The following is a 26,678-nucleotide window of genomic DNA, read 5'->3' as shown; positions in this document are numbered from 1 at the left end:
TCATTTGCATTGACTTATGCAAACCATTCCCCTAGGTCTAGGGTAGGTAATCTTCAGGAAGCACTGATGACAGAGCAGATGAGACGCGCAATCCTTTTGACGGCGGCAATGCTGGCGGCCCTTGCGGTTGTCCCGGGTCTTGCAATGTCACAGGAAAAGTTCAAGGCGGTGACGACCTTCACGGTGATCGCCGACATGGCGAAAAACGTTGCGGGTGATGCTGCAACTGTCGAATCCATTACAAAGCCGGGCGCTGAAATCCACAATTACCAACCGACGCCCCGTGACATCCTGAAGGCGCATGATGCAAAGCTCATTCTCTGGAACGGCCTGGGTCTGGAACTCTGGTTTGAAAAGTTTTTCCAGAATTTCGACGCTGTTCCGGGCGTCGTCGTGTCCGCGGGAGTGGAACCCATGGGCATTGCCGAGGGACCATACACAGGCAAGCCCAATCCGCATGCCTGGATGTCGCCCTCTTCGGGCCTGATCTATGTCGACAATATCCGGGACGCCTTCGTCAAATATGATCCGGCAAATGCCGAAATCTACAAAGCGAATGCGCAGGCCTACAAGCAGAAGATCGAAGCGGCGATCACGCCGATCCGGGCCGAACTGGAGCGCATTCCTGAAGACAAGCGCTGGCTTGTTTCGAGCGAAGGCGCCTTCAGCTATCTCACGCGCGATTTCGGTCTCAAGGAGCTTTATCTCTGGCCGATCAATGCCGACCAGCAGGGAACGCCGCAACAGGTGCGCAAGGTCATCGATGCGGTGCGCGAACATAAGATCGCGGCCGTTTTTTCCGAAAGCACCATTTCGCCGGATCCCGCCGAGCAGGTAGCACGCGAGACGGGCGCCAGATATGGCGGCGTGCTGTATGTGGATTCCCTCAGCGAAACCGATGGCCCGGTTCCAACCTATATCGACCTTCTCCGCGTGACATCCGAAACAATCGTGAAAGGCCTTTCGCAATGAACCTTCAGGTCAAGGCCGAGCCGGCAAGCAGCCCAGTGGAAAAAAGCGGCAGCGGCATTCGAGCAAGCGGCGTGACGGTAACCTACCGCAACGGTCACCGCGCCCTGCGCGATGCGTCCTTTGAAATTCCCACGGGCACGATCGCCGCCCTGGTCGGCGTCAATGGCAGCGGCAAGTCTACCCTCTTCAAGGCACTGATGGGATTTACCCGTGTGGCGCGCGGGGAAATCACGATTCTCGGCCTTTCCGTGAAAGAGGCGCTCGGACGAAATCTGGTTGCCTATGTGCCGCAGGCCGAGGAGGTGGACTGGAACTTTCCCGTCCTTGTGGAAGACGTGGTCATGATGGGCCGCTACGGTCATATGAATTTCCTGCGCATTGCCAAAAAAGCCGATCATGACGCCGTCGATTCGGCGCTTGCCCGCGTCGGGATGAGCGATTTCCGCAAGCGCCAGATCGGCGAGCTGTCCGGGGGGCAGAAGAAGCGGGTGTTTCTGGCGCGGGCGCTGGCGCAGGACGGGCGTGTCATCCTGCTTGACGAACCCTTCACCGGTGTCGATGTCAAGACCGAGGACGCCATCATCCAGCTTCTGATCGGTTTGCGCGACGAGGGCCGGGTCATGCTGGTTTCGACGCACAATCTCGGCAGCGTGCCGGAATTCTGCGACCGCACCATCCTTCTGAAGAATACCGTGCTCGCCTATGGGCCGACCGCGACCACCTTCACACGCGAAAATCTGGAACTGGCGTTCGGCGGTGTCCTGCGCCATTTCGTGCTTGGCGGCGAGCACCTGCATGACGACGAAGACCCCCGGCAATTGTCCGTGTTCAGCGACGACGAAAGGCCGCTGGTCATGTATGGCGGGAAAGGCCAGATGGCAAAACAGCAGGCCGGGCCGGACAAGGATCCGGAGGCCGATCGTCAATGAACGCAACGACGCTTCTGGAACCCTTCACCTACAGCTATATGGTCAATGCCATGTGGGTCAGCGCGTTGGTTGGCGCCGTCTGCGCCTTCCTGTCGGCCTATCTGATGCTCAAGGGCTGGTCGCTGATCGGTGACGCGCTTTCCCATTCCATCGTACCCGGCGTTGCCGGTGCCTATATGCTTGGGCTTCCCTTCTCGCTCGGCGCTTTCTTTTCCGGCGGGCTTGCAGCCGGGGCGATGCTGTTCCTCAACCAGCGCACGCGCCTGAAGGAGGATACGATCATCGGTCTGATCTTCACCTCCTTCTTCGGGCTCGGCCTGTTCATGGTGTCGCTGTCGCCGACCTCGGTGAACATCCAGACGATTGTGCTCGGCAATATTCTCGCCATCACCCCGGCGGACACGCTGCAACTCGCCATTATCGGCGTCGTGTCGCTGCTTATTCTGACGGCAAAGTGGAAAGACCTGATGGTGACCTTCTTCGACGAAAGCCATGCGCGGTCGATCGGCATTCCCACGACATTCCTGAAAGTGCTGTTCTTCACGCTTCTCTCCGCTTCCACCGTCGCGGCTCTCCAGACCGTCGGCGCCTTCCTGGTGATCGCGCTGGTGGTGACGCCGGGCGCCACGGCCTATCTGCTGACGGATCGATTTCCCCGTCTGATCCTGATCAGCGTTGCGATCGGCGCTCTCACAAGCTTCTTCGGCGCCTATATCAGCTTTTTCCTTGACGGTGCGACGGGTGGCATCATCATCGTGTTGCAGACGCTGATCTTCCTGGGAGCCTTCGTGTTTGCGCCGAAACACGGCCTGCTTGCCGCGCGCAGGCGGACCGCGGAAGCCCTGGAGGTAGGCCGATGATGTCCCTCGACATGATGCTCGCTGTTTTCGAATTCGAGTTCATGCGCAATGCGCTGCTGATCTCGGTGCTCGTTGCCATTCCGACGGCGCTGCTGTCCTGCTTCCTCGTGCTCAAGGGCTGGTCGCTGATGGGCGATGCCATTTCGCATGCGGTTTTCCCGGGGATCGTCATTTCCTACATTGCCGGCCTGCCGCTGGCGATCGGAGCCTTTACGGCCGGCATGTCCTGCGCGCTTCTCACCGGTTACCTCAAGGAAAACAGCCGGATCAAGCAGGATACGGTCATGGGCGTGGTGTTTTCGGGCATGTTCGGTTTTGGCCTGGTGCTCTACACCAAGATCCAGAGCGACGTGCATCTCGACCACATCCTTTTCGGCGATATGCTCGGCATCGGCTGGGGAGACATTCTCGAGACAGGCCTGATCGCACTGCTGGCCACCGGCATTCTGGCCGTAAAGTGGCGCGATTTCCTGCTGCATGCCTTCGATCCCGCTCAGGCGAAAGCCGTCGGTCTTGCCGTCAACTGGCTGCATTACGGGCTGCTGGCAATCCTGTCGCTGACCATTGTCGGCGCCCTCAAGGCCGTTGGACTGATCCTTGCCATCGCCATGCTGATCGCACCCGGCGCAATCGCCTTTCTCATCACCCGCACCATGGGACGGATGCTTATGGTTGCCGTTCTGGTGGCCGTCTACGCATCCTTCTGCGGCGTCTATCTGTCCTTCTTCATCGACAGTGCGCCGGCACCGACGATCGTTCTGCTGATGACAGCGATCTTCATTCTCGCCTTCATCTGGACGACCTGGCGAAGTGCGAGAATGGAGGCACAGCGGACGGTGGTCGATTAGACTGTTTTGCGCAGACGGCCTGCCTGTCATGTAAAGCAGCAAGGGCCGCACATGGCGGCCATTGCTTGGATCGGCTTTGTCGCTACTTGAAAAGACTCGGGAGCCAGAGAGACAGGGCCGGGATATAGGTGACCAGCAGAAGCACGGCGATGCTGGCGCCGAAGAAGGGCCAGATGGTCTTCATCGCTTCTCGGATCGTAATGCCCCCGACCGCGCAACCGACAAACAGCACGGTGCCCACCGGCGGCGTATTGAGACCGATGCCGGCATTGAGGATCATCACCACGCCGAAATGCACCGGATCGATCCCGAAGGCTTTGACGACGGGCAACAGAACCGGCGTCGAAATGATGACCAGCGGCGCCATGTCCATGAAGGTGCCAAGCAGCAGCAGCGCAACGTTGATCAAGAGCAAGACAACAATCGGATTGTCGGAAATCGCACTGATCAGGACGACCATGGCCTGCTGCACCTGCAGGAAGGACATCAGCCAGCCGAAGGAGGCGGCGGTGCCGATGACCAGCAGCACCATGGCCGTGGTGCGCACCGCCTGCATCACGGCCTCGACGAAGCCATGCCAGTCCAGTTCGCGGTAGACCGCAAGGGCGACGATCAGGGCGTAGAACACGGCGATGCAGGAGCTTTCCGTTGCCGTGAACACGCCGGAGCGCACGCCGCCGAAGATGATGCCGATCAAAAGCAGGCCGGGAACGGAAGCTAGAAAATAGTAGCCGAGGCGGCGCAGGCCCGGAAAGGGCTCAGCCGGATAGCCGCGCCTGCGTGCCACGACATAGGCGGTGACCATCAGGGCCGCAGCAAGCAGCATGCCTGGCACGATGCCGGCCGTGAAAAGATCCGCGACAGAGACATTGCCGCCGGCGGCGATCGAATAGAGGATCATGTTGTGCGACGGCGGGATCAACAGGGCGATGATCGCAGCGTTTACCGTGACGTTGACGGCATAGCTGCGGTCGTAGCCGCGGGCAGCCATCTGCGGGATCATCAGGCCGCCAACGGCCGAGGCATCGGCAACCGCAGACCCGGAAATGCCGCCGAACAGCGTCGATGCCACGACATTGACCTGGCCGAGACCACCGCGCATATGGCCGACAAGCCCCGCCGCGAAGCGGATCAGCCGGGCGGCAATGCCCCCGCGCACCATCAGGTCGCCTGCGAAGATAAAGAACGGGATCGCCATCATGGCAAAGACGTTCATGCCGGAATTGAGCTGCTGGAAGACGACGATGGGTGGCAGTCCCATGTAGAGCACCGTCGCGACGGAGGCGATGCCGAGGCAGAAGGCGATCGGCATGCCGATCATCATCAGAACGGCAAATGTGCCGAAGAGAATGGTATAGGTCATTATGCGACCTCCTGCACGAGGACATCGGCTGCCACGGCTTCGCCGAGCAGAACATCGAGAAAGCGCTCAGCGGCAAAGATGGAAATCAGGACGCCGCCACCGATCATCGGGAAGAAATCGACGCCGCCTGGCCAGCCCAGAACCGGAATGGTCGCGGTCCATGTGCCAATCGACAGCAATGTGGCGTAGAAGCTCATGGCCGCCCCGAAGAGAATGATCAGGCCAAGGCTGACAAGGTCCATGGCGCGCTGGACAGGGACGGGAGCATAGTGGCGAACATAGTCGAGCCCAAGATGCACGCTTTCGCGAACGCCGACCGCGGCGCCGAACAGAATGAACCAGGACATCAGCTGCAGCGCCAGAGGCTCTGCCCAGCTCGGCGTATCGTTCAGCACATAACGTGCAAAAACCTGCCAGCCCACGATAGCCGTCATCACGATCAACCCGATGCCGGACAGATATAGTGCTGCCCGGCTGAGCCAGGTCAGGCCGGGCCGGATGGCCTGCATGAAATGCCGCATTCTCGAAATCCTCCCGAAATTCCCCGGCGGGATGCTGCTGGAAAAAGGAGTACGGCCCTCCCCTTCAGAACCGTACTCCGCCAATTATTGAACAGCCTGGACCTGTTCGAGCAGGGCCTTCATCTTCGGATCGGTAACGAAGCGGTCGTAAACCGGCTTCATCGCGGCGGAAAATTCGTCCTTATCGACCTTGGTGATGATGTTGCCAGCTGCACGAACCTTTTCTTCCGATGCTTTTTCACGTGCGGTCCAGAGTTCGCGCATCTTGCCGACTGAATCTTTGGCTGCCGTCCGCAGAACCGTCTGGTCCTCGGGCGTCAGCTTGTCCCAGGCAATCTTGGAGATGACGAGAATCTCCGGGTTGAGCGAATGTTCTGTCAGCGTGTAGTTCTTGGCGACCTCGAAGTGACGAGCGGATTCGTAGGATGGCCAGTTGTTTTCAGCGCCATCGACCACACCGGTTTCAAGGGAAGAATAAACCTCTCCCATCGGCATCGGCGTCGGGTTGGCACCGAAGGCCTCCATCATCGCGATCCACAGATCCGACTGCTGAACGCGGATTTTCATGCCTTTAAGGTCGGCCAGTTTCTCGATCCGCTTCTTGGTCGTGTAGAAGGACCGCGCGCCGGAATCGTAGAAGGCGAGACCAATAAGACCATGCGGCTCGAAGGCCGCCAGAACCTGATCGCCGATCGGTCCATCCACGGTCTTGTGCATGTGTTCGGTCGAGCGGAACAGGAAAGGCAAACCGAGAACTGTTGTTTCCGGCACAAGATTGTTGAACGGTGCGGCATTGACGCGGTTCATGTCGATGACGCCGAAGCGTGTCTGTTCGATCGTGTCTTTCTCGCTGCCGAGCGTGGCATTGTTCATGACTTCGATCTTGATGCGGCCGTTGGTCCGCTCGGATACAAGCTCACCCATATATTTGACGGCTTCCACCGTGGGATAGCCGTCCGGATGGATGTCGGCAGAGCGAAGCGTGATTTCCTGCGCCTGAAGCGCACCCGCGGCAAGCGTCATGCCGAGAGCAAGCCAAAGGGATTTTGCGATTTTCATTGTCATTCTCCTCCGTTGAAATGAACGCCGGGACCTCCTCGTCCCGGACGCAGTCAGGCCGTCAGCCGCCTCGGCTTTCGAAAGGCGGCAGGCGGTAAAGTTCTTCCGGGTTTTCAATGAGCGCGAGATGGCGCGCCCGTTCGTCCGGCAGCCATCCAAGGACGGTGTCGGTCAGGGCGGCGTCATCGGGGTAATCCTCGGTCGTTTTCGCCAGATTGTGCGGCCAGTTGCTGCCCCAGACGATGCGCTGCGGCGCATACGCGGCAATGGCGCGCGAGAAGGCCGCGACATCCTCATAATCCGGTGCGCCGCTTTTTGACGATTCGTAGACGCCGGCGAACTTGAACCAGCATTTTCCGCCGTCGACCAGCCGCTTGACGGCAGCGATCTCCGGCCCGTCCGGCGCTGCGCCGGAAAAGAATTTGCCATGGTGATCGAAGACCCAGCGCGACTTCAGTTTCGCCAGGCGCGGCTCATGGTCCAGAATATGGCTTCCGTCGAACTGTACCGCGACCATCCAGCCGCGGGCGCTGGCGCGGTCATCGATGGCTTCGAGCTCGCTCAGGCCAACGGCTCCTCCCGGCAGGTCCATGATCCGCCCGCCGACCATCCCGGCTTCGGCATAATCGTCCAGTTCCCTGTCGGTGATATCGCTGCCGAAGGCCGCAACACCCCGGGCGACGGATCCCATCTCAGCTAGACATGCAAGAAGGTTCGCATTGTCGCGCTGGTGGGCGTTGCCCTGGGTAATGATGACGCGGTCGATGCCGAGCCAGGACATGAACTGCCTGTATTGTCCGGCATCGGGTAGGGTGCCGGCTGGCAGATCAGGGCCACCCGGTCTTGCCGGGAAACCGGGCAAGTACATGTGCATCTGCGCATCCACCGCACCGGGTGGCAGGCTTGTCTTCAAGGGGTGGCCTGAGAGGGGGCGGATCAGCATGTCAGATATCCTTCATCCGGAACTCGGCAAGTGCATCGCGATCGATCTCGATGCCGAGGCCCGGGCCATCCGGAATTTTGACCACCCCCTGCACATGCTCGATCGGCGTTTTGACGACAGCCTGACGGTAAGGGTTCTCAGTCCGGTCGAATTCGAGGATCGGTTCGATCGGGTTGACGCGCACGGGGCTCGGCACCATGGACGCCATGAACTGAAGGGCGGCGGCGATATGCACGGCCGTACCCCAGACATGCGGCACAACGCGGATGCCATGAAGCGCGGCCATGTCGGCAACGCGTTTGGCCTCCGTGAAGCCGCCGACGCCGGCAAGGTCGGGCTGAATGATGTCGATGGCACGTGTCTCGATCGGCTCGCGCATGCCCCAGCGGCTGTGCCATGTTTCGCCGCCCGCGACCGGGATCGGCTGGTTGGCACGAACCTCGCGATAGGCGGCGAGTTGTTCCGGCACCACCGGTTCCTCGAACCAGTCGATATCGTAGTCTGCCGCCAGACGTCCAAGCTTGATGGCTTCCATGGCGTCGTAACCATGATTGGCGTCGATCATCAGCCGCATGTCCGGCCCGACCGCCTCGCGCACGGCACGGATGACAGCCAGATCTTCCTTGATGCCAAAGCCGATTTTCATCTTGCTGGCATGGAAGCCTTCGGCGCGGTAACGGGCGGCCTCCTGCGCATTGTCTTCGATGCGATCGACACCGTCGCGCTTGAAGCTCCCCGTCGCGTAAGCCCGGATCTCCTCGCGAAAACGCCCGCCGAGCAGGGTGGAGACGGGGACACCGAAATGCTTGCCCTTGATATCCCACAGCGCGATGTCGATGCCGGACAGCGCCGTCAAGGCAAGACCGCGCTGACCCTGGTCGCGCAGGGCATTGTAAAGCCGCGCCCAGATCTTTTCGGTTTCCAGCGGGTTTGCGCCGATCAGCCAGGGCGTATAGGCCGCAACCACCGCGGCATTGGGCCGGGCGGGGCCCAGGCATTCGCCCCAGCCGATCGTGCCGTCATCGCAGACGATCTCCACCAGCACATGCAGGCGGCGATCAAAGCGCATGGATGCGCTTTCGAACGGCACCGCGAGCCGATGCTCGAGCAGATGCGTATGGACGGCGGCGATCTTCATCTCAGCACTTCCCCATCCTAGCGCTTCCAGGGCGCGATGAGTTTTTCAAGCATGGCATCTTCCTCGGCGGACAGATCGTCCAGAGGCGGACGCACTTTTCCAGCATCGAAGCCCTGCAGGCGAACGCCGGCCTTGACGGCTGCGACCGCATACCCCTTGCGCCGGCCGCGGATTGCCATGAACGGATAGAAGAAATCCTTCAGGATTGTCTCGCAACGCGCGCGGTCGCCGCCCCGAAGAGCATTGTAAAACTCGACGGCCAGGCCAGGCACGAAATTGAACACCGCCGACGAATAGGTGGTGAAGCCAGCGCCGAGATAGGCTTCCGCGAAGAGTTCGGCTGTGGGCATGCCGCCCAGATAGGTCAGCCGGTCGCCCATGGTCGCGGTAATCTGGCGGATGAGGCCGATATCGCCGGTGCCGTCCTTGAAGCCTACCAGATTGGGGCATTCGTCGCACAGCCGCTTCAGGGCTTCAACGCCGAGGATTGCGTTGTCGCGGTTGTAGACCATCACACCGATACCGACAGATTGGCAGATGCGCTTCACATGGGCGTAAAGCCCTTCCTGAGGCGCGTCGATGAGATAGTGCGGAAGCAGAAGGATGCCGTCGGCGCCGGCTTTCTCGACTGAGCGCGCCAGATCGACCGCGATCTCGGTGCCGTAGCCACAGCCCGAAACGATCGCCGTCTTGCCGGAGGCCTCCTTGGCGGCCTTGACGACAAGCGGCACTTCCTGCGGCGTCAACGAGAAGAATTCGCCGGTTCCACCTGCTGCAAAGAGCACCGGCGCGTCATAGCTGGACAGCCACTCGACATGCTTTTGGTAACTATCAGGCCGGAATTTTCCCTCGGCATCGAAATGCGTTACAGGAAAGGACAGCAGCCCCGCGCCCAGCGCGGACTTGATCTCTTGCGGCGTCATATGAAGTTCCTCCGTCTGCCTCCACCGGCAAACATGTCCTACATATACGCCAATAACCTGTCAATAATCATCATACAGGTTTCCGCTGCTGCCGTAGCAATGCCCTGTATCGCGCCTGGCTTCCGCGCAGATGCCGGCGCATCGCGTCCCGAGCCCCTTCTTCATCCCCATTCGAAATTGCGACCACAATCTGGTTATGTTCGCTGTCAAGCAGCGCGACATAGGCTCGCTGGTCGGTTTCGGTATCATTCTCGCGCAAGGCTGCGCGGGGAATGGAGTTTTTGCCGATCATCGCCAGGAATTCACGAAAACGAGGATTGTTGGTTGCGTCTGCAATTGCCACGTGGAGCGAGAAATCAGCCTCCGCGCTGGGCATACCGGCATCGACACAGGCCCGTATTGCGTAATGCCGCTCAATAATGACTTCCTCCTGCGCCGGCGAGCGGCGCAAGGCCGCAAGACCAGCCGCCTCCACTTCAATGGCGGTCCTGAGTTCCAACAGCTCGATCATCGACGATACGCGTGCCGGATCAATAACTTGCAATGACAAAAAAGACCCCGAAGGCGGTGTAGATTCAAGAACAAAAACCCCTGCGCCCTGTTTTGCCTCGACAAGCCCATCGGCGCGAAGAGCGGCAATCGCCTCCCGAACGACTGTCCGGCTGACGCCGTGGGCTTCGGACAATCGTGCTTCGCTCGGCAATTTCGTACCGGGTGGAAATTGTCCGGCCGCTATGGCACGTCTCAGCGTCTCGCCAAGCCGCATCGTCAGCGTGCCAGTCGGGATCTCGGATTTTGCCAATGTGCTCATTGGGAGCTCTTCCTTTGCAATATGCATCCTGGCGACAAGACCGCCGGCGCAATCTCCTGTCAAGCCGGCTGAACGGAGGCTGCGGATTATGCAACTTATTGACGGATGTTTGTCAACCTGTATGATGAATTAACGGCAGCCAGAACAGTTTCCCGTCGATATCGGCTGCAATGCACGCTTAACATGTGAGGAGAGACGATTTTGAAGCGACTGCTGATCACGGGCGCCGCGGGCGGGTTGGGGAGCGCCATGCGGGCGCGGCTTGTCAAGCATGCAGAGAAAGTGCGGGTGTCCGACATTGCCGATCTGGGAGCCGCAGCGCCCCATGAAGAACTGGTGGCTTGCGATCTTGGCGACGCCAGCGCTGTTCACCGGCTTGTCGAAGGATGCGACGGCATTCTCCACCTTGGGGGCATTTCGATCGAGGACAAGTTTTCCAAGATCATCAATGCCAATATTCTTGGCCTTCACAATCTCTATGAAGCCGCCCGCGCCCATGGTCAGCCGCGGATCCTCTTTGCCAGCTCCAATCACACGGTCGGCTATTACCGGCAGGACGAGCAGATCGACGTGACCGCGCCGATGCGCCCGGACGGTTTATATGGCGTTTCGAAATGCTTCGGCGAAGCCCTGGCACGCATGTATTTCGAAAAGTTCGGTCAGGAGACGGCGCTGGTTCGGATCGGCAGTTGCATGGAAAAGCCGAAAAACCACCGCATGCTCTCGACCTGGATGTCCTACGACGATTTCGATGCGCTGATTGCCTGCGTTTTCCGCGCGCCGATGCTCGGCTGCCCCATTATCTGGGGGGTTTCGGACAATGACAGCCGCTGGTGGGACAATAGCCATGCCGCCTATCTCGGCTGGCGCCCGCAGGACAATGCCGAGCGGTTCCGTGCCGAACTGGATGCCGCGATGCCGCGACCCGGGCCATCCGAGCCGCTGGCCCTTTATCAGGGGGGGCAGTTCACCCAGGATCCGATCTTCAAGGAAGACTGAAATCCTTCGATGAACCGAAACCGCCGGCTTTTCGAAAATCCGGCGGTTTCGTCGGTTCAGCGACCGACATACGGATCGGGCGTTCTCAAGCTCTTTGGCCGCAACAATCGCAGCGATTTTCCGGCCGGATCGTTGGTGAGTTCGAGCACGCGGTTGAAAAAGCGGTTGTCGCGCTCCTGCCGGCCAACATTGAGAACAGCCGCACCGGCCAGTTCCTTATCCAGGAATGCCAGGATGGCGCGGTAGGAATCGGGCTGCAACGCATCCAGCGTTTCATCAAGAATGACCCAGCGGGGCTTGTGCAATCCGAGCCGGGCGATCGCCAGAAGTCGCAGTTCGTGCTCGTTGAGCTTGAGCTTTCTGCGCATGTCGTCATCAAGATGGCCGGTCAGCTTGCCGAGACCCACTTTCACGAGAACCCCTTCGAGTGCGGTTTTCGTGAAGCTGTCCGGGCTTCTGGGACTGGCAAGCGTCTCAGCCAGCGTGCCGGGAGGAAAATAGGGTGTGCGCGGCACGAAGGTCATCTCGTCGTCCGGAAGTGTGACGCGCCCTTGTCCCCAAGGCCACAATCCGGCTATCGAGCGGAAAAACGGTGCCTTTTCGATATCGGAACCGGCGGTCACCAGAATGCGGTCGCCCGGAACGATCTCGACATGCGGCTCGACCAGCCGGATATTGCCTGAAGGCACGGAAATCGACAGCTTGTCGATGACCATGCGCCCTCCGGTTTTTGAAAATTCTATGCGCTTGTCCTTTTCGTGGCGGGTGTCCGTCATCAGCATTGCCGAACGGAAGGCTGCAACGCGCAGCAACGTCGCCCGCCAGTCGGCGATGCTGTCAATATTGTCAACGAACCAGCGCAGAGAGGTGTTGACCTGATTGAAGGCACCTACGGCCATCATCAATCCGCCGAAACTGAGATTGCCGGCGAAGTAAACCGGAGCCGCGATGATGATTGGTGCGACAACTGTTATCCAACCGTAACCGGAGGTTACCCAGGTGAGCCGGGTCAGCGCCATCATCAGGCCACGGCTGATCTCAAGCACCGAGGCAAGGTCGCGCTGCAGGCGGCGTTGCTCGTTCGCCTCACCGGCCGACAGCGAAACCGCTTCGATATGCTCATTGACTCGCATCAGGGAAAACCGCAGGCCGGCTTCGCGGGAATAGTGTTCGCCGTTCAGATTGACCAGCGGACGGCCCACGAACCAGCTGAGAGCCGCGGCGATTCCTGCATAGAGAAATGCGGCCCAAACCATATAGCCCGGAATATCGAAGGCATAGCCGGCGATATGGAAGACAAAACCCGCCGATAACGACCATAGAACGCCGACGAAGCTGGCAAGCAGTATCCCGGATTGGAATAGCCCGATGGAAAGGCCGGCCGTGAGATCGGCGAGGTGACGCGCATCCTCATGGATGCGCTGGTCCGGGTTTATGCCGATGGAGCCGGCATTGGCAAGCCGAAAGGCGCGGGCGGGTTTCATCCATTCCGTAATCAGGTCCGTGGTCAGTCCTTCGCGCAGCTTGATCCTGATCCACTGGTTAAGCCAGGTTTGCAGCACATTGAGGATAAGAAGTACGCCCGCGATTTCGGCAAAGACAACGAGCTGTGCGAGAAAGGCTGACAGGTCACGCCGCTCCAGCGTGTCATAGAAGGGTTTGTACCACCTGTTGAGCAGGATCTGGCCGAAGGAGGTGGCGAGGATGACGGCAACGATCCCGACTGCGAGCCAGGAAATCATTTTGCGCGATGGCGAGGCGGAAAACGCTTTTTGCATCATCCGCAGTTGCTCGAAGAACGGCTGCTCGTCGTCGACTTCCACAACCGGACGGGTGTCGGCGGTTTTCGTGTTTGACATGGCAAGCCTCCGGCGCAGTGTTCACATGATCTGCATATAGTGCGTCAATCAGGCTAGCACCCGATGATGGGGCGAAACTGTCCTCCGCACCGGGCGCAAAGCGCATGGGTGCATTGAATGCGGCAGCACGGTCCTTTAGTCATGCGGGCGGAGAATCGCGATCAAATGAGGCGCCTTGTGACGATGGATGCACGAACCTGTTTTCTCGCCACGTGTCTTGCTGCGCTGCCGGGGCTGGCTGCCGCGGATTGGCAGGCGGTGGAAAAGGCGGCGCCCTACGCCATTGCGGGCAAAACCGGCCCGGAACTCTATGCCTCGATCGGTGAGCGCGGCCCAACGATCGGCGGGAATGTCCGCAGCATCGCGCAGACCAATTTCAAATTGACCTGGACCCGCAAATACGAGGTCCAGGACGGCGCCTGCGTTCTGGTTTCCGCGCGGCCGAAACTCGTCATTACCTACACCTTGCCGAAACCATCGCAAAAATTACCCGCTTCCACAAAACGGAACTGGGACATTTTCATAGACGGCGTGCGCAAGCATGAGCAGGTCCATGGCGATCATATCAAGGACATGGTTCGCAAGATCGAGAGCCAGACGGTCGGCCTCAGGATCCCTGAGGATCCGGGTTGCCGCAAGATCAAGACGGAAATGACGAAGAGACTCGGCGCGCTGTCGCAGGCTCAGAGGCAGCAGAGTCGCGATTTCGACCGGCTGGAGCTGAACAATGGCGGCAACATCCACCAGCTGATCCTAAACCTCGTCAACGGGAACTAGATTTCCCCAACGGCGTTTGTTTCCGGAGTCCTGATTGGCGATGGACGCAGCGCACCAGCTTGGCCCTATCCCGAATCGCCCTGCCTTCGAAATGTCCGAATGGCAGCCGAAGTGTGAAAGGTCCGTTAATTTACAGCGCGCCCGGCCTCGCGGAACCACGGGACCGGGCATGCCAGCACCCAGACTGCCGTTCGTCACAGTCGGCGACAAAAAGGAACAGATGATGAAAAAGACCCTCGCTATAACGCTCGCCGCAGCGTCCCTGTTGACTGCCAGTGCGACCTTGGCAGGCGCTGCCGACCTCTCCGCCAATGGGCCGGCCGTAACCTATGAAGAGCCGGATGACCGCGACGGCGTCACGATCGGATATCTCACCTGCGATATTGCCGGCGGCGCTGGCTACGTGCTTGGCTCGGCCCGGGAGATTGCCTGCGATTTCAAATCGACAGTCGGCCGGAAATCTACCGATCATTATGTCGGCACGGTGCGCAAGCTTGGTGTCGATCTCGGCTTCACAACGCGTAGTCGTCTGGTCTGGGCCGTGCTTGCACCGACCGCCGGCTATCATCGCGGCTCGCTGAGCGGCATCTATCAGGGCGCCAGCGCAGAAGCGACGCTCGGGGCCGGTATCGGCGCCAACGTGCTGGTTGGCGGGACCACCGGTTCGATCCATCTCCAGGCCGTCAGCATCACGGGCCAACTTGGGCTGAATGTCGCAGCAGGCGGCGCATCGATGACATTGACCGCTGTAAACTGATTTCGGCGCGAACGTTCCCGTCGCTCAGGCGTCGTGGGTCGAGCCCGCGGCGCGAAACCGCTCCTCGAACTCACGCCGCAAGCTGCGGCGTGTTTCGGCAGCCCGTAACCGACGTTTCCTTATCTCGGTGACGGGCGCATAAGGCGGCACCGCAGTCGGCCGTCCCTCCGCATCGACCGCAACCATCGTGAAATAACAAGAATTGGTATGGCGCCGCTCGCCCGTGCGGATGGTCTCCGCCTCCACGCGGATCCCGATTTCCATGGATGTGCGGCCGGCATAGTTGATCGAGGCCCTGAAGGTCACGAGTTCCCCGACGTGAATAGGCTCGCGAAAGACCACCTGATCGACGGACAGCGTGACCGCATATTCCTGCGAATAGCGGGAGGCGCAGGAATAGGCGACGCGGTCGAGAAGATTGAGCAGGGCGCCGCCATGGACCTTGCCGCTGAAATTCGCCATGTCCGGCGTCATAAGAACGACCATCTCCAACTGGCTTGTGTCGTGCCCTGTGTCCATTCCCTTGTCCCCCGATCGCTGCCAACGCCACAGGCTTAAGCGAAATTGCAGCCGCCGCAAAGCGTCCTGGTGGCTTGAGCCCGCATTCCAGAGGGACTGTTCTCCGTCCAGTCCGCACTGCCTGATATTGACCTCGCCAAGCTTATAATACAGAAACGGAAATACATATTATGAGTGGCGATCGGCTCACGAGGAGGGGTTTTGATGCTCACGGTCGAGACAAGGCATGCTGTCCATCCTGCGCATGCCAAGACGATGGATACGGCCCAACTGAGAGAGCATTTTCTGGCAGCCGGAATGTTCGGTAGCGGCGAAATCCGGCTGGTCTATACCCACTACGACCGTTTCGTCTTGGGCGGCGCCGTTCCGGACGGCGGTTCTCTGGTGCTGGACAGGGTCGAGGAAACGAAAACGCCGTCTTTTCTCGACCGTCGCGAGATGGGCATCGTCAACATCGGCGATACCGGCGCTGTCAGCGCGGCCGGCGAAACATGGAGCCTTGATCGTGGCGACGTTCTTTATCTGGGCGCGGGCGCGGGCGCGGTGACATTTGCCGGCGCCGGTCGCTTCTACATAACCTCCTGCCCGGCACACCGGACCTATCCAAATCGCCTCGTCACCATCGCCGACAGCAAGGAAGTCAAGCTCGGTTCCTCCGAGACGTCAAACAAAAGAACCATCAACCAGTTCATCCATCCCCTCGTGATGGAAAGCTGCCAGCTGGTGCTGGGGTATACCAGTCTGGAGGACGGCTCGGTCTGGAACACGATCCCGTCCCATATTCACGACCGGCGCATGGAGGCTTATCTCTATTTCGGGATGGATGAGAAGGCGCGCGTGCTGCACCTGATGGGCGAACCGCGGGAGACCCGGCATCTCTTCATCGCCAATGAGGAGGGCGCGATCTCCCCGCCCTGGTCCATTCACTCCGGGGCCGGCATCGGCAGCTACACTTTCATCTGGGCCATGGCCGGCGACAATGTGGACTATACCGATATGGACTTCCTCCAACCCGGAGACCTCAGGTGAAAAATCCCTTTTCCCTTCAAGGGCGCAGGGCGCTGGTCACCGGCGCCAATACGGGTCTTGGCCAGGCGATCGCGGTCGGGCTTGCGGCAGCGGGAGCCGAAGTAGCCTGCGGCGCCCGCCGTTCGCCCGAGGAGACTTTGGCCCTGATTGCCAGCGCCGGTGGCAAGGCAAGCGCCGTGGCTCTCGATTTTGCCGATCCGATGGCCGCCAGGGACATCTTTTCCAACCGGGGATATGACATTCTTGTCAATAATGCCGGGATCATCCGCCGTTCCGATTCGATCGACTTCTCGGAAGCCGATTGGGATGCCGTCATCGATGTGAACCTCAAGGCCCTGTTTTTTACCAGCCAGGCTTTTGCCCGCGATCTTATGGCGCGCGGTGCAACGGGCAAGATCGTCAATATTGCTTCCCTCCTGTCGTTCCAGGGCGGCATCCGCGTGCCATCCTACACGGCCTCGAAACACGGGGTTGCGGGCCTTACCAAGCTTCTCGCCAACGAATGGGCGGCACAGGGCATCAACGTCAATGCCATCGCGCCGGGTTATATCGAAACGAACAATACGGAAGCGCTGCGGGCGGACGAGGCGCGCAACAAGGCCATCCTCGACAGGATCCCGGCCGGGCGATGGGGCCGCGCCGAGGATATTGCCGGCGCAGCCGTCTTTCTCTGCTCGAGCGCCGCCGACTATGTCCATGGCGCTGTCCTCAATGTCGATGGCGGCTGGATGGCCCGTTGAATATTTGTGCTGTCGAAGGCCCTCCAACCGTTCCGGATTTGCACGCGACACACTAGATAGTGCGTGCCGGGACAACGAGGACGACCCACATGGATGCACAAAAAATCGCTGATCTCTCGGCGTGGCTGACGACGCAGGGGCTGAAAGGCGTCGACGAAATGGATATCGTCAACGGTTTCTGCCAGCGCGCGCGTCAAGCCGGCCTACGGCTCGACCGGGGTCTGGCGCTGATCGACACGCTGCACCCTGTTTACGAGGGCAGGGCCTTTCAATGGGATAGCCTGGAGCCGATCAAGTCGGCGGTGGAATATGGCCCGACAGACGAGGGAACTGCAGCCGAAACCTGGAAACGCTCGGCGTTTTTCCATCTGCGAGAGACAAGCGGCAACGAGGTGCGCCGTCGCATCGGCTTTGGCGATCCGGCCGATTTCTACCAGCTCGATACGATGCTGGAAGCGGGGCACAAGGATTATGTCGCGATGATCCACCGCTTCGTCAAGGACAGTCACATCGGCGATATGGACTGTTTTTATTCCCACTGGGCGACGATGGATGCGGACGGCTTCCGCGACGACGATATCGCGGCGTTGCGCCAACTGGTGCCGGTTCTGGCGCTGGCCATCAAGTCGGGGTCGCTGACCCGCGTCTCCAGAACCATCGCCGAAGTCTATCTCGGCGAAGATGCAGCAAGGCAGGTTCTCGAAGGGCGAATTTCGCGGGGTAAGGCCGAGCGAATTTCAGCGGTCCTGTGGTTTTCCGACCTGCAAAATTACACCCGCATTTCCGACAATCTGCCTCCCGACGAAATCATTCCCTTCCTCAACGACTATGCCGAGGCCGTCATAACCTCGATCCACGAGGCGGGCGGCAATGTGCTGAAACTGATCGGCGATGGAACTCTGGCGATTTTCAAGGCTGAAGAGCGCGAGGACGCCTGCCGCCGGGCGCTGCATGCGCAGGATCTGCTCAGGGGAAAGCTGAAAGGGCTGAACGAACGGCGCAAGGGGGAAAAGCGGCCGACAACCGAAGTTTATCTCGGACTGCATATCGGCGATGTGTTTTACGGCAATATCGGTTCGAACGACCGGCTGGATTTCACGGTCATCGGCCCGGCGGTCAACGAGGTCAGCCGCATTGCTTCCATGTGCCGTTTCGTTGACCGCAGCATCATAATGTCTTCCCAGTTCGTCGCTGCCGCTCCGCCGCCGCGGGATGCCGAGGTGGTGTCGATCGGCCGTTATGCGTTGCGCGGCGTCAAGCTGGCGCAGGAACTGTTTACGCTGATGCCGCTGGAAACGGAGCGGGACTAGATCCCGATCCTGCGGATGATTGGCGCACTTGGCCAGACGCGTGCGAAGCACAGGTTCATGGCAATCCCAAGAGTTGGTGCACACCGCCGCACACCGATCGTTTGAATGGAGAGCTCCGAATTCTAAACGAGGCCGGCGATAGAAAAAGCGTTCAACCTGCCCTCGCAGGCAGGGTGACACGCTGTGTTTCTTTAGAGAACGCTGACGTTCTCGGCCTTCGACTTGCCGGTCTTGCGGTCCTGGCCAATTTCGAAGCTGACCTTGTCGCCTTCTCTAAGTGAGCCGCCTTGCTGCAAGGATGACACATGAACGAAGACATCCGTTCCCCCGTTTTCCGGCGTAATGAAGCCAAAACCCTTGTCGTCGTTGAAAAATTTCACTGTACCAGTCGGCATGTCGGTTCCTCTATAAAATTCGCGCAGTCATGTGACTCCGCGGTGAACTTTTACACCGCGATCACCTGCTCATCAACAGTCAACACGCAAAAGCAGCGACAGGACCGCATTTGGCCTGCGAACGGGACCTGTTCGCTGACCCTTTCTGCAACAGTTGAAGGCAACTGATCCGGAAGGGCCAGGTTGGACGCTGGCATTTAAAATTCAGAACCTCTTCCTGCGGATACCCTTGAAACGGGACCACGCCGCTGCTGCGCGTCGCGCAATGTCGAACCTGTGGCAGTATCGGCTTTCGGGTATTGTTGCGTGATCTGGAATTATGAACTGTCCATGTCGGACATTCTCCCGAACTAAGAAGTGTAGCACCTTCGGGACACGGATCGGGAATGGACCCGGCCGGGATTTCGCGGGAGCGCACAATGAAGCTTTATCACCATTCTTTGTCAGGTCACTCGCACCGGGCCTGCCTGTTCATTTCACTGCTCGGCTTGCCCCACGAACTGGTTGAAATTGACCTGAAGGCAGGCGCGCACAAGACGCCGGAATTTCTGAAACTGAACCCGCTCGGGCAGGTGCCGGTGCTGGAGGATGACGGGGTTGTCGTTTCCGACTCGAACGCCATCCTGGTCTATCTCGCCAAGAAAGCGGCGCGCACCGACTGGCTTCCTGAAGACGCCCAGGGTTCGGCCGCTGTCCAACGCTGGCTGTCGGTCGCCGCCGGTGAAGTGGCCTATGGTCCGGCCGCCGCGCGACTGATTACCGTGTTTGGTGCCAAGTTCAATGCTGAGGAGGTCATCGGCCGTGCGCATGGTCTGCTCAAAAAGCTCGAATGCCAACTTGCGGATCACGACTGGCTCGTCGGCGACCGGCCGACGATCGCGGATGTCGCCATCTACAGCTATGTGGCGCGGGCGCCGGAAGGAAATGTCGATCTTTCCGCCTATCCTGCAGTCAACGCTTTTCTACATCGGATCGAAGCGCTGCCGGGCTTCGTGCCGTTTGTCCAGACGCGGGTAGGCCTTGCCGCCTGATCAACGTGTTTTCGAGGGACGCCAAATGAGCGAGACATTGACGGCGCTGCCGGTCTGGCATGAGGGTGAAACCTATCTTCAGGAAAAGGTCGGCGTTGCCGAGCGCATGGCCTCCGTTGGCCAGCGTGTGATCCGTGACTTCATGCCCGATCAACACCGCGATTTCTATGCACAGCTGCCATTCATCCTGCTGGGCAGCGTCGATGATCATGGCGATGCTTGGGCGACGGTTCTCGAGGGGCGCTCCGGCTTCCTGTCCTCTCCGTCCCCAACCGTGCTTGATCTTGCGGTGAACGTCGATGCCAGCGATCCCGCGAGCGAGGGGATTTCGCGGGGGCAACCCATCGGTCTCCTCGGCATGGAGATGCATACCCGCCGCCGCAATCGCATGAACGGTATCGTCTCAAGAACGGAAAGGGGATTGCGAGTCGATGTCGATCAGAGTTTTGGCAATTGTCCGCGCTATATTCAGTTGCGCGACTTCGAATTTGTCCGCGATCCAGGTGCGCCATTTGATGGTGCCATTGAGGAAATGGCCGCACTCGATGGTGCTGCATGCTCGATGATTGCGGCGGCGGATACATTTTTCGTCGCGTCCTATGTCGATCGCGAAGATCGACGCCAGGTCGATGTGTCGCATCGCGGCGGCAAGGCAGGCTTTGTTCGGGTTGCCGACGATGGGACGCTGACAATTCCGGACTTTGATGGAAACCTGTTTTTTTCAACGCTCGGCAATATCTTTTTGAATGGCAAGGCCGGGCTTCTCTTTGTCGATTATGCAAATGGCGACATGCTGCAGATGACGGGTGATGCCGAGGTAATCCTGGATTCGCCGGAGATTGCAGCCTTTCAGGGCGCTGAACGGCTCTGGAAGTTCAAGGCTCGCCGGATCGTTCGCCGACGCAATGCCTTGGCACTGCGCTGGACTTTGCGGGAAGATGGCTGGTCTGCCAATTCGTTGATGACCGGCGACTGGGCTCAGGCCGCCGATCGGCTGCGCGCTGCGGGGCTTGCCAAACAATGGCGTATCCTGAAGGTAACAAAGATCGTTGAGGAAAGTCCCTCGATACGCTCGTTTCACCTGCAGCCTGGCGACGGTGCCGGCTTGCTGCCGCACCTTGCCGGGCAGCATCTGCCGATCCGCGTGACCTTGCCTGGCTCAGACAAGCCTGTCATCCGGACCTACACTTTGTCGTCCGCTCCCTCGGATGGAATCTATCGCATCAGCGTCAAGCGCGATGGCTCGGTGTCGCAGCACCTTCATGATCATATTCGCGTTGGCAACACGATCGAAGCGCGGGCGCCGGCCGGCGACTTCACCATCGACGCGGGTCTCAGCCGGCCAACTGTCCTGCTTGCCGGCGGGGTGGGGATTACACCCTTGCTCGCCATGCTGCGCCATGTGGTCTACGAGGGGCTTCGCAAGCAGCGCATCCGGCCGGTCGTGCTTTTTCAGGCTGCCCGAACCAGACATGAGCGGCCGTTCGACAGGGAAATTGCCGAGCTTGTCAGCGCGGGGCAGGGCGCCATCAGGCTCATCCGGGTTTTGAGCGACGTTGGCGACGCCCGACAGGGTATCGACTATGAAGCCGCAGGGCGCATCGACATGGCGCTGCTTTCCCGCTACCTGCCGTTCAACGACTATGACTTCTATCTCTGCGGTCCGACACAGTTTACCCAGTCGCTGTATGACGGATTGCGAGGCTACAACATCCGTGACAGCCGCATCCACGCGGAAACATTCGGCCCATCGTCGTTGACAAGAACGCCCGATGCCGGCGTGGGTGCGCCGGCCCGCCGGCCGCCATCCACGAAGCCTGTCGCGGTCGCCTTCATGACCTCGCTGAAGGAGGCGCGCTGGACGCCTGGCTCCGGCACGCTGCTGGAGCTCGCGGAAGCGCGGGGCTTGAACCCGGAATTCAGTTGCCGGGAAGGCAGTTGCGGAACATGCCGCACAAAGCTCGTCCAAGGCGCGGTCACCTATATCAAGGAGCCGACGGCGGCGATCGCCGAGGACGAGGTCTTGCTGTGCTCGGCGGTGCCGGCCGAGCAGGAGACTGATGATGAGAACCGTATTCAACTCGAACTCTAGGCCTTCCCACCATAAGGAATTGAACCATGTCCCGTCCGCCCCTTCCTCCGTTCAACGAACAGACCGCCATCGACAAGGTCCGTCTTGCGGAAGATGGCTGGAACAGCCGTGATGCCGCCAGAGTGGCGCTGGCCTATACCGTCAATACGCGCTGGCGCAACCGCGCCGAGTTTCTGAACGGCCGCGCCGAGGCCGAAGCCTTTCTGGGGCGCAAATGGAACCGCGAGCTTGATTACCGTCTGATCAAAGAGCTTTGGGCCTTCCAGGGCAACCGCATCGCCGTTCGTTATGCTTACGAGTATCACGACGACAGCGGTCAATGGTTTCGCGCCTATGACAACGAAAACTGGGAGTTTGCCGCAGACGGGCTGATGCGGGCGCGCCACGCCAGTATCAACGAGCAGCCGATTTTCGAAGCGGACCGCAAGTTCCGCTGGCCGCTCGGACGCCGGCCGGACAATCATCCGGGGCTCAGTGAGTGCGGTTTCTGACCCGGATGCATTTTGGGGACGTATCGCCATGACAGGATTCAAACTCGACGCGAGAGCACGGCTGGCGATCGAACTCGCGCTCACGGCTTCAAGCGGTGAGCGATCTTTCAACCATCGGCAGGAAGAAGATGCAAGCGCGCTCGGGATGACCGGAGCTGAGATCGACATGGCGCGCAGCGGCTCAAGCTTCGACTTCCAGCTATCCAAGGCGGTTGCCTTGGCGCTCGTGCCTGACGACGAACACCGTGAGTGCGCTCGCAAAGCCGGCATCGACGCGGATGCCTGCGTGCAGATCGAGACACTGGCCGCATCATATACACGGACCCATCAAGTCCGAAATCCGCATAAGCCTGCGCGGCAGTGTCTGGTATCATTGCAGTCAATCTCGAAACAGTCTTGCGAGATGCGTTTCGGGATTGATACAAACGGCTATTCACGCTCGGCTCGGCTCGTGTGATTTCGGGGAATGGAATGGATCGATGGCAGGCGATGCGGGTCTTTGCAAGGGTTGCGGAGACGGGGAGCTTTGCGGAGGCCGCGCGCCATATGCATATGAGCGCGCCGGCCGTCACGCGCGCGGTTGCGGCCCTTGAAGATCTCATCGGCGCCCGCCTGTTTGTTCGCACGACACGCTCGGTCAAGCTGACGGAAGCGGGCACACGGTATTTCGAGGATTGCCGCCGTATATTGGCGGATATAGCAGAAGCGGAAGCCGCGGCCGGTGGCTCCTACGCCAAACCGAGCGGGAGACTGTCCGTCACGGCGTCGGTGCTTTTCGGACAGATGTATGTGCTGCCCGTCGTCACCGAGTTCCTGAAAACCTATCCGGCCATGCAGGCAAGGACGCTGTTTATCGATCGTCCGGTCAACATCGTCGAAGAAGGCGTGGATGTCGCGGTTCGCATCGGCCATCTGCCGGATTCAGGCTTCACTGCTGTCAAAGTCGGGACGGTCCGGCACGTTATATGCGGATCTCCGGGCTATCTGGAAAGCCATGGCGTTCCACTGACCCCGGCAGACCTCAAAAATCATCGAATCGCGGCCTCGACAAGCGCTTGGGCGTCGCCGGAATGGCGGTTCGCTGACGACCACCGAGTGACGATCGAGCCGGTCCTGCAGTGCAATACCAATGAGGCGGCGATAACACTGGCGCGTACAGGCTGGGGATTGACCAGGGCTCTGCACTATCAGATCGGTCCGGCCCTGCTTGCGGGGGAGTTGCAGATCGTTCTGAGCGATTTCGAAGAGCCGCCGATACCCATCCATCTTCTCCACCCCGAGGGGCGGCAAGCGCCCGCCAAGGTGCGCGCCTTCGTGGATATGGCAGCGGCACGCCTGCGGGAAAACCGGTTGCTGAACTGAATGCTATCGTCGTTTGCCGGAAACGGGTAGTGCTGCCGGCTTCCATCGGCGGGCACAGATCCCGATCCAGGGATCGGTGCAGAGGATGCGCTTAGCCCGATGCCCGAGGCACAAAGGCGGTTGCCGTTGCAATGCGTGCATGGCATCTTCCAGGCGGAGAATGCAATGTCGCGCTTGAAGGTCTTGGGTGACAGGGTCTTTCCGCCGCGTAACCTGTCTGACCGACGGAGGCTCCAATGAGTGTTGGCCTGATCGCCCTTCTCGACGATATCGCCGCACTGGCGAAGGTGGCCGCGGCCTCGCTCGACGATATTGCCGGCCAGGCTGCGAAGGCTGGCGCAAAGGCGGCCGGCGTCGTTATTGACGATGCGGCGGTCACGCCCCGCTACGTCACCGGCTTCTTGGCTGCACGGGAATTGCCGATCATCGGCAAGATTGCGCTCGGCTCCTTGAAAAACAAACTGCTGATTTTGCTACCCGCAGCGCTTATCCTGAGCCTTTTTGTACCGCAGGCGATCACGCCGCTGCTGATGATCGGCGGGCTCTATCTTTGTTACGAGGGTGTGGAAAAAGTCTACGGGCTCGTGCTGCCGCATGCAGCCCACGCCCATGAATCCGGACTTAAACCGCCAAGCCTCGATGCACAGTCGCTCGAAGACGAGAAGGTGGCCGGCGCGATCAAGACGGATTTCATCCTGTCGGCTGAAATCATGGCGATCACGCTCGGAGCGCTGGCGCCCGGCAGCATCGTCACGCAGGCACTCATCCTTGCTGCAGTCGGGTTGGGCATAACGGTGATGGTTTATGGCGGGGTTGCGCTGATCGTAAAGGCCGATGATCTGGGCCTGATGCTGGCGCGTCTGCAGATGACGTCTCCGGTCGGATCTATGTTGCGTTGGATCGGTAGGGGACTGGTCACCGGCATGCCCTATTTTCTGAAGGCACTTGGCATCGTGGGAACGGCTGCAATGATCTGGGTCGGTGGCGGCATCCTTGTTCACGGCCTGGAAGGCTATGGTATCGCCGGCCTTGCACACGTGATCCATGATGCCGGCGAGATGGCGGCGCATGCCCTTCCTGCCTTGGGCTCCGTTCTGAGATGGATCGTCGAGGCCGCCGCAGCAGGTGTCGTCGGCATCATCGCCGGCTTGATCGCGATTCCGGTTACGAGCACCGTCATCTCGCCGATATGGAGCCGTCTCAAAGCGCTGCTGCCTTCCCGCCGGCGAAAAGAGGCGCTGGCGAACGAGAAAAAATGATCTTTCCCTTTTAAGGACGGTTTATTACCTCCCAGCAGGGATTTTGATGATGAGAGAAAGCTTGCAACAGCCCCGGCAGAGATGGAGATGACGTCCTCAGCCTCGCCAGTAGGACGGTGACCAGCGTCGCGCCTTGGAAGACGACTTCCAGGGCGTCAGCGCGTATTCAACAACAAATACCAGAAGAAAGCTGACGATCCCGAGCGCCGCAAGGAAGGTGATTGCGGCGAATGTGCCGGCCGTGTTCATGCGCGAATTTGCCTGCAGCAGATAGGCGCCGATACCGCCGCTGGTCGACGCCGTCCATTCTGCAATCACGGCGCCGGTGACGCTGAACGTTGCCGACAGCTTCAGTGCGGAAAACAGCGGAGAATAGGTCGCCGGCAATTTCACATTCCGGAAAATGCTGAACTTGGATGCGCCCATGGATCGCACCAGGTTCAGCACATCCTTGTCCACCGAAGCCAGACCATCGAGCACATTGACCACGACGGGGAAGAAAACGACGAGCGCCACGATCACCAGCTTCGGTGCCAGGCCGAAGCCCAGCCAGATCGTCAGGGCGGCAGAAATCGCCACGATCGGAATGGCCTGGCTGAGAATAAGGATCGGGTACAGAATGCCGCGGATGGGCCGCGACATGTCCATGATGACCGCGAAGACGAAACCGGCGCTGGCGCCGATCGTGAAGCCCAGCAGAAATTCGAGAAAGGTGACGCCGAACCCTTTCACCAATGCCCGCCAGTCGCCGGCGATATGCTGTGCTACTTCCAGAGGCGAGGGCATGACATAGCGCGGGACGTCATAATATTCGACAAGTGCACCCCACAGTACGACGACCAGTATCAGCGCGACGACGGGGTAGACAATTCTCAGCAACAATCCGCTGTCTTCCGACCTGTCAGGCATGGATGCTGGCCTCCTCTGTGTCCGATGGTGCGTTCTGGTAGATGGTGGCAAGAATCCGCTGCTTGAGTGCGACGAATTCAGGCTGGATCAGGCTGGAAACCGGTCTCGGCCGCTCGATGGGAACGTGAATGATTTCATGGATCCGCCCTGGTCTCGGGGTCATGACCACGACGCGGTCTGCAAGGAAGATGGCTTCGTCGATGTCATGCGTGACAAAGATGATCGTCCGTTTCTCGTGCTTCCAGACGCTGAGCAGCCATTGCTGCATCGACAACCGGGTCTGGGAATCGAGTGCGCCAAAGGGTTCGTCGAGAAGCATCACGTCGCGGTGCATGGCAAGCGTGCGCATCAGGGCGACGCGCTGCCGCATGCCGCCGGACAGGGCGGCGGGATAGTGGTTGATGAACTCACCCAACCCATAGCGGGTGGCGAGCGCCACGCCCTCTTCGCGCTGCGCGCGGCTGGCGCCCCCCTTCAGGACTGCGCCAAGGACGATGTTGTCGAGAACGGTGCGCCATGGCAGCAGCAGATCCTTCTGCAGCATGTAGCCGACTTGGCCCGAACGACCGGTCACGTCCTGACCGTCGATCAGCACGCGACCGCCGGTCGGGCGCAGAACACCGGCGATGATGTTGAACATGGTGCTCTTGCCACAGCCCGAAGGACCGACGACGGACACGAACTCGCCCGGCTTGAGCTCGAGACTGGTCGGCGACAGGGCCATGACGTCGCCGAAATTCTGCAATATGTTTTGCAGAACGAGTTTTGGTCGGTTTTCCATT

The 26,678-nt window shown here is 59.9% G+C and carries 28 protein-coding genes; 16 read left to right on the top strand and 12 right to left on the bottom strand.

Translation table 11 applies throughout. From position 1 onward, the window contains the following. Positions 1–66: 66 nt before the first annotated feature. The 4 genes from PY308_RS19480 to PY308_RS19465 are packed head-to-tail and all read left to right on the top strand — an operon-like array spanning position 67 to position 3,609. Positions 67–972, top strand: a complete 906-nt coding sequence (locus tag PY308_RS19480; RefSeq protein WP_275785917.1) for a metal ABC transporter substrate-binding protein — start codon at positions 67–69, stop codon at positions 970–972. Beyond that, positions 969–1,901: a manganese/iron ABC transporter ATP-binding protein gene (locus tag PY308_RS19475; protein ID WP_275785914.1), complete on the top strand. Its 933-nt coding sequence runs from the start codon at positions 969–971 to the stop codon at positions 1,899–1,901. Before PY308_RS19480 ends, PY308_RS19475 begins: the two co-directional genes overlap by 4 nt. After that, positions 1,898–2,761: a metal ABC transporter permease gene (locus PY308_RS19470; protein WP_275785911.1), complete on the top strand. Its 864-nt coding sequence runs from the start codon at positions 1,898–1,900 to the stop codon at positions 2,759–2,761. The genes PY308_RS19475 and PY308_RS19470 overlap by 4 nt, the downstream gene beginning before the upstream one ends. Next, entirely contained in the window at positions 2,758–3,609 is an 852-nt protein-coding gene (locus PY308_RS19465) for a metal ABC transporter permease (protein ID WP_275785908.1), read from the top strand. The genes PY308_RS19470 and PY308_RS19465 overlap by 4 nt, the downstream gene beginning before the upstream one ends. 82 nt (positions 3,610–3,691) lie before the next feature. Here the strand turns inward: PY308_RS19465 and PY308_RS19460 are convergent, their stop codons facing one another. The 7 genes from PY308_RS19460 to PY308_RS19430 form a co-directional block, all read right to left on the bottom strand. Beyond that, the gene (locus PY308_RS19460) at positions 3,692–4,972 is read right to left on the bottom strand and encodes a TRAP transporter large permease (RefSeq protein WP_275785905.1); all 1,281 of its coding nucleotides are present in this window, start codon (positions 4,970–4,972) and stop codon (positions 3,692–3,694) included. Beyond that, on the bottom strand, positions 4,972–5,493 hold the full coding sequence (locus PY308_RS19455) for a TRAP transporter small permease (RefSeq protein WP_275785902.1): 522 nt from the start codon (positions 5,491–5,493) through the stop codon (positions 4,972–4,974). The genes PY308_RS19460 and PY308_RS19455 overlap by 1 nt, the downstream gene beginning before the upstream one ends. An 84-nt stretch (positions 5,494–5,577) precedes the next feature. After that, positions 5,578–6,552: a TRAP transporter substrate-binding protein gene (locus tag PY308_RS19450; RefSeq protein ID WP_275785899.1), complete on the bottom strand. Its 975-nt coding sequence runs from the start codon at positions 6,550–6,552 to the stop codon at positions 5,578–5,580. A gap of 61 nt (positions 6,553–6,613) precedes the next feature. Continuing rightward, the gene (locus PY308_RS19445) at positions 6,614–7,495 is read right to left on the bottom strand and encodes an amidohydrolase family protein (RefSeq protein ID WP_275785896.1); all 882 of its coding nucleotides are present in this window, start codon (positions 7,493–7,495) and stop codon (positions 6,614–6,616) included. Position 7,496: 1 nt separating this feature from the next. Then, a complete protein-coding gene (locus PY308_RS19440; RefSeq protein WP_275785894.1) occupies positions 7,497–8,633 on the bottom strand; it encodes a mandelate racemase/muconate lactonizing enzyme family protein in 1,137 nt (378 codons plus the stop codon). Positions 8,634–8,650: 17 nt separating this feature from the next. Continuing rightward, positions 8,651–9,556, bottom strand: coding sequence for a 5-dehydro-4-deoxyglucarate dehydratase (gene kdgD / locus PY308_RS19435; protein WP_275785892.1), 906 nt, complete (start codon positions 9,554–9,556; stop codon positions 8,651–8,653). A gap of 70 nt (positions 9,557–9,626) precedes the next feature. Beyond that, positions 9,627–10,367 carry a FadR/GntR family transcriptional regulator gene (locus tag PY308_RS19430; protein WP_275785889.1) on the bottom strand — a complete coding sequence of 247 codons (741 nt, stop codon included), beginning with the start codon at positions 10,365–10,367 and terminating at the stop codon, positions 9,627–9,629. Positions 10,368–10,568: 201 nt separating this feature from the next. Between PY308_RS19430 and PY308_RS19425 the strand changes: the two genes are divergently transcribed. Next, on the top strand, positions 10,569–11,366 hold the full coding sequence (locus PY308_RS19425; RefSeq protein ID WP_275785887.1) for an NAD-dependent epimerase/dehydratase family protein: 798 nt from the start codon (positions 10,569–10,571) through the stop codon (positions 11,364–11,366). Positions 11,367–11,422: 56 nt separating this feature from the next. Here the strand turns inward: PY308_RS19425 and PY308_RS19420 are convergent, their stop codons facing one another. After that, positions 11,423–13,225 (bottom strand): ABC transporter ATP-binding protein/permease, encoded by a 1,803-nt coding sequence (locus tag PY308_RS19420; RefSeq protein WP_275785885.1) that lies wholly within the window; start codon positions 13,223–13,225, stop codon positions 11,423–11,425. Between the two features lie 165 nt (positions 13,226–13,390). Here PY308_RS19420 and PY308_RS19415 point away from each other — a divergent pair, with 165 nt between their 5' ends. Further along, positions 13,391–14,002, top strand: a complete 612-nt coding sequence (locus tag PY308_RS19415) for a DUF922 domain-containing Zn-dependent protease (protein WP_275785882.1) — start codon at positions 13,391–13,393, stop codon at positions 14,000–14,002. A gap of 223 nt (positions 14,003–14,225) precedes the next feature. Then, positions 14,226–14,759: a DUF992 domain-containing protein gene (locus tag PY308_RS19410; protein ID WP_275791202.1), complete on the top strand. Its 534-nt coding sequence runs from the start codon at positions 14,226–14,228 to the stop codon at positions 14,757–14,759. A 24-nt stretch (positions 14,760–14,783) separates the two neighbouring features. Here PY308_RS19410 and PY308_RS19405 read toward each other — a convergent pair whose 3' ends face one another. Next, on the bottom strand, positions 14,784–15,278 hold the full coding sequence (locus PY308_RS19405; RefSeq protein ID WP_275785879.1) for an acyl-CoA thioesterase: 495 nt from the start codon (positions 15,276–15,278) through the stop codon (positions 14,784–14,786). Positions 15,279–15,482: 204 nt separating this feature from the next. Here PY308_RS19405 and kduI point away from each other — a divergent pair, with 204 nt between their 5' ends. The 3 genes from kduI (at position 15,483) to PY308_RS19390 (ending at position 18,357) form a co-directional block, all read left to right on the top strand. Continuing rightward, entirely contained in the window at positions 15,483–16,307 is an 825-nt protein-coding gene (kduI, locus tag PY308_RS19400; protein WP_275785877.1) for a 5-dehydro-4-deoxy-D-glucuronate isomerase, read from the top strand. Continuing rightward, positions 16,304–17,047 (top strand): 2-dehydro-3-deoxy-D-gluconate 5-dehydrogenase KduD, encoded by a 744-nt coding sequence (gene kduD / locus PY308_RS19395; protein WP_275785874.1) that lies wholly within the window; start codon positions 16,304–16,306, stop codon positions 17,045–17,047. Before kduI ends, kduD begins: the two co-directional genes overlap by 4 nt. An 89-nt stretch (positions 17,048–17,136) precedes the next feature. Continuing rightward, on the top strand, positions 17,137–18,357 hold the full coding sequence (locus PY308_RS19390) for an adenylate/guanylate cyclase domain-containing protein (RefSeq protein WP_275785871.1): 1,221 nt from the start codon (positions 17,137–17,139) through the stop codon (positions 18,355–18,357). 191 nt (positions 18,358–18,548) lie between these two features. Here the strand turns inward: PY308_RS19390 and PY308_RS19385 are convergent, their stop codons facing one another. Continuing rightward, positions 18,549–18,752 carry a cold-shock protein gene (locus PY308_RS19385; RefSeq protein ID WP_045229194.1) on the bottom strand — a complete coding sequence of 68 codons (204 nt, stop codon included), beginning with the start codon at positions 18,750–18,752 and terminating at the stop codon, positions 18,549–18,551. 419 nt (positions 18,753–19,171) lie between these two features. Here PY308_RS19385 and PY308_RS19380 point away from each other — a divergent pair, with 419 nt between their 5' ends. From PY308_RS19380 to PY308_RS19355, 6 genes are all read left to right on the top strand, one after another. Then, positions 19,172–19,783: a glutathione S-transferase family protein gene (locus tag PY308_RS19380; RefSeq protein WP_275785865.1), complete on the top strand. Its 612-nt coding sequence runs from the start codon at positions 19,172–19,174 to the stop codon at positions 19,781–19,783. Between the two features lie 25 nt (positions 19,784–19,808). Then, a complete protein-coding gene (locus PY308_RS19375) occupies positions 19,809–21,875 on the top strand; it encodes an FAD-binding oxidoreductase (protein WP_275785863.1) in 2,067 nt (688 codons plus the stop codon). Between the two features lie 26 nt (positions 21,876–21,901). After that, positions 21,902–22,366, top strand: coding sequence for a nuclear transport factor 2 family protein (locus PY308_RS19370; protein ID WP_275785861.1), 465 nt, complete (start codon positions 21,902–21,904; stop codon positions 22,364–22,366). 28 nt (positions 22,367–22,394) lie between these two features. Continuing rightward, positions 22,395–22,823 carry a hypothetical protein gene (locus PY308_RS19365; RefSeq protein WP_275785859.1) on the top strand — a complete coding sequence of 143 codons (429 nt, stop codon included), beginning with the start codon at positions 22,395–22,397 and terminating at the stop codon, positions 22,821–22,823. Between the two features lie 14 nt (positions 22,824–22,837). Further along, on the top strand, positions 22,838–23,728 hold the full coding sequence (locus tag PY308_RS19360; protein ID WP_275785857.1) for a LysR family transcriptional regulator: 891 nt from the start codon (positions 22,838–22,840) through the stop codon (positions 23,726–23,728). 236 nt (positions 23,729–23,964) lie between these two features. Further along, complete coding sequence (locus PY308_RS19355; RefSeq protein WP_275785855.1) at positions 23,965–24,987, top strand: DUF808 domain-containing protein; 1,023 nt, start codon at positions 23,965–23,967, stop codon at positions 24,985–24,987. 96 nt (positions 24,988–25,083) lie between these two features. Here PY308_RS19355 and PY308_RS19350 read toward each other — a convergent pair whose 3' ends face one another. After that, positions 25,084–25,896: an ABC transporter permease gene (locus tag PY308_RS19350; RefSeq protein WP_275785852.1), complete on the bottom strand. Its 813-nt coding sequence runs from the start codon at positions 25,894–25,896 to the stop codon at positions 25,084–25,086. Then, positions 25,889–26,677 (bottom strand): ABC transporter ATP-binding protein, encoded by a 789-nt coding sequence (locus PY308_RS19345; RefSeq protein WP_275785851.1) that lies wholly within the window; start codon positions 26,675–26,677, stop codon positions 25,889–25,891. The genes PY308_RS19350 and PY308_RS19345 overlap by 8 nt, the downstream gene beginning before the upstream one ends. Position 26,678: the final 1 nt, after the last annotated feature.

This window comes from Pararhizobium gei (genome assembly GCF_029223885.1).
In the GTDB taxonomy this organism is placed as follows: Bacteria; Pseudomonadota; Alphaproteobacteria; order Rhizobiales; family Rhizobiaceae; genus Pararhizobium; species Pararhizobium gei.
Note: the sequence above shows the minus strand (reverse complement) of the source record. Positions and strands in the feature narration are given on the sequence as shown.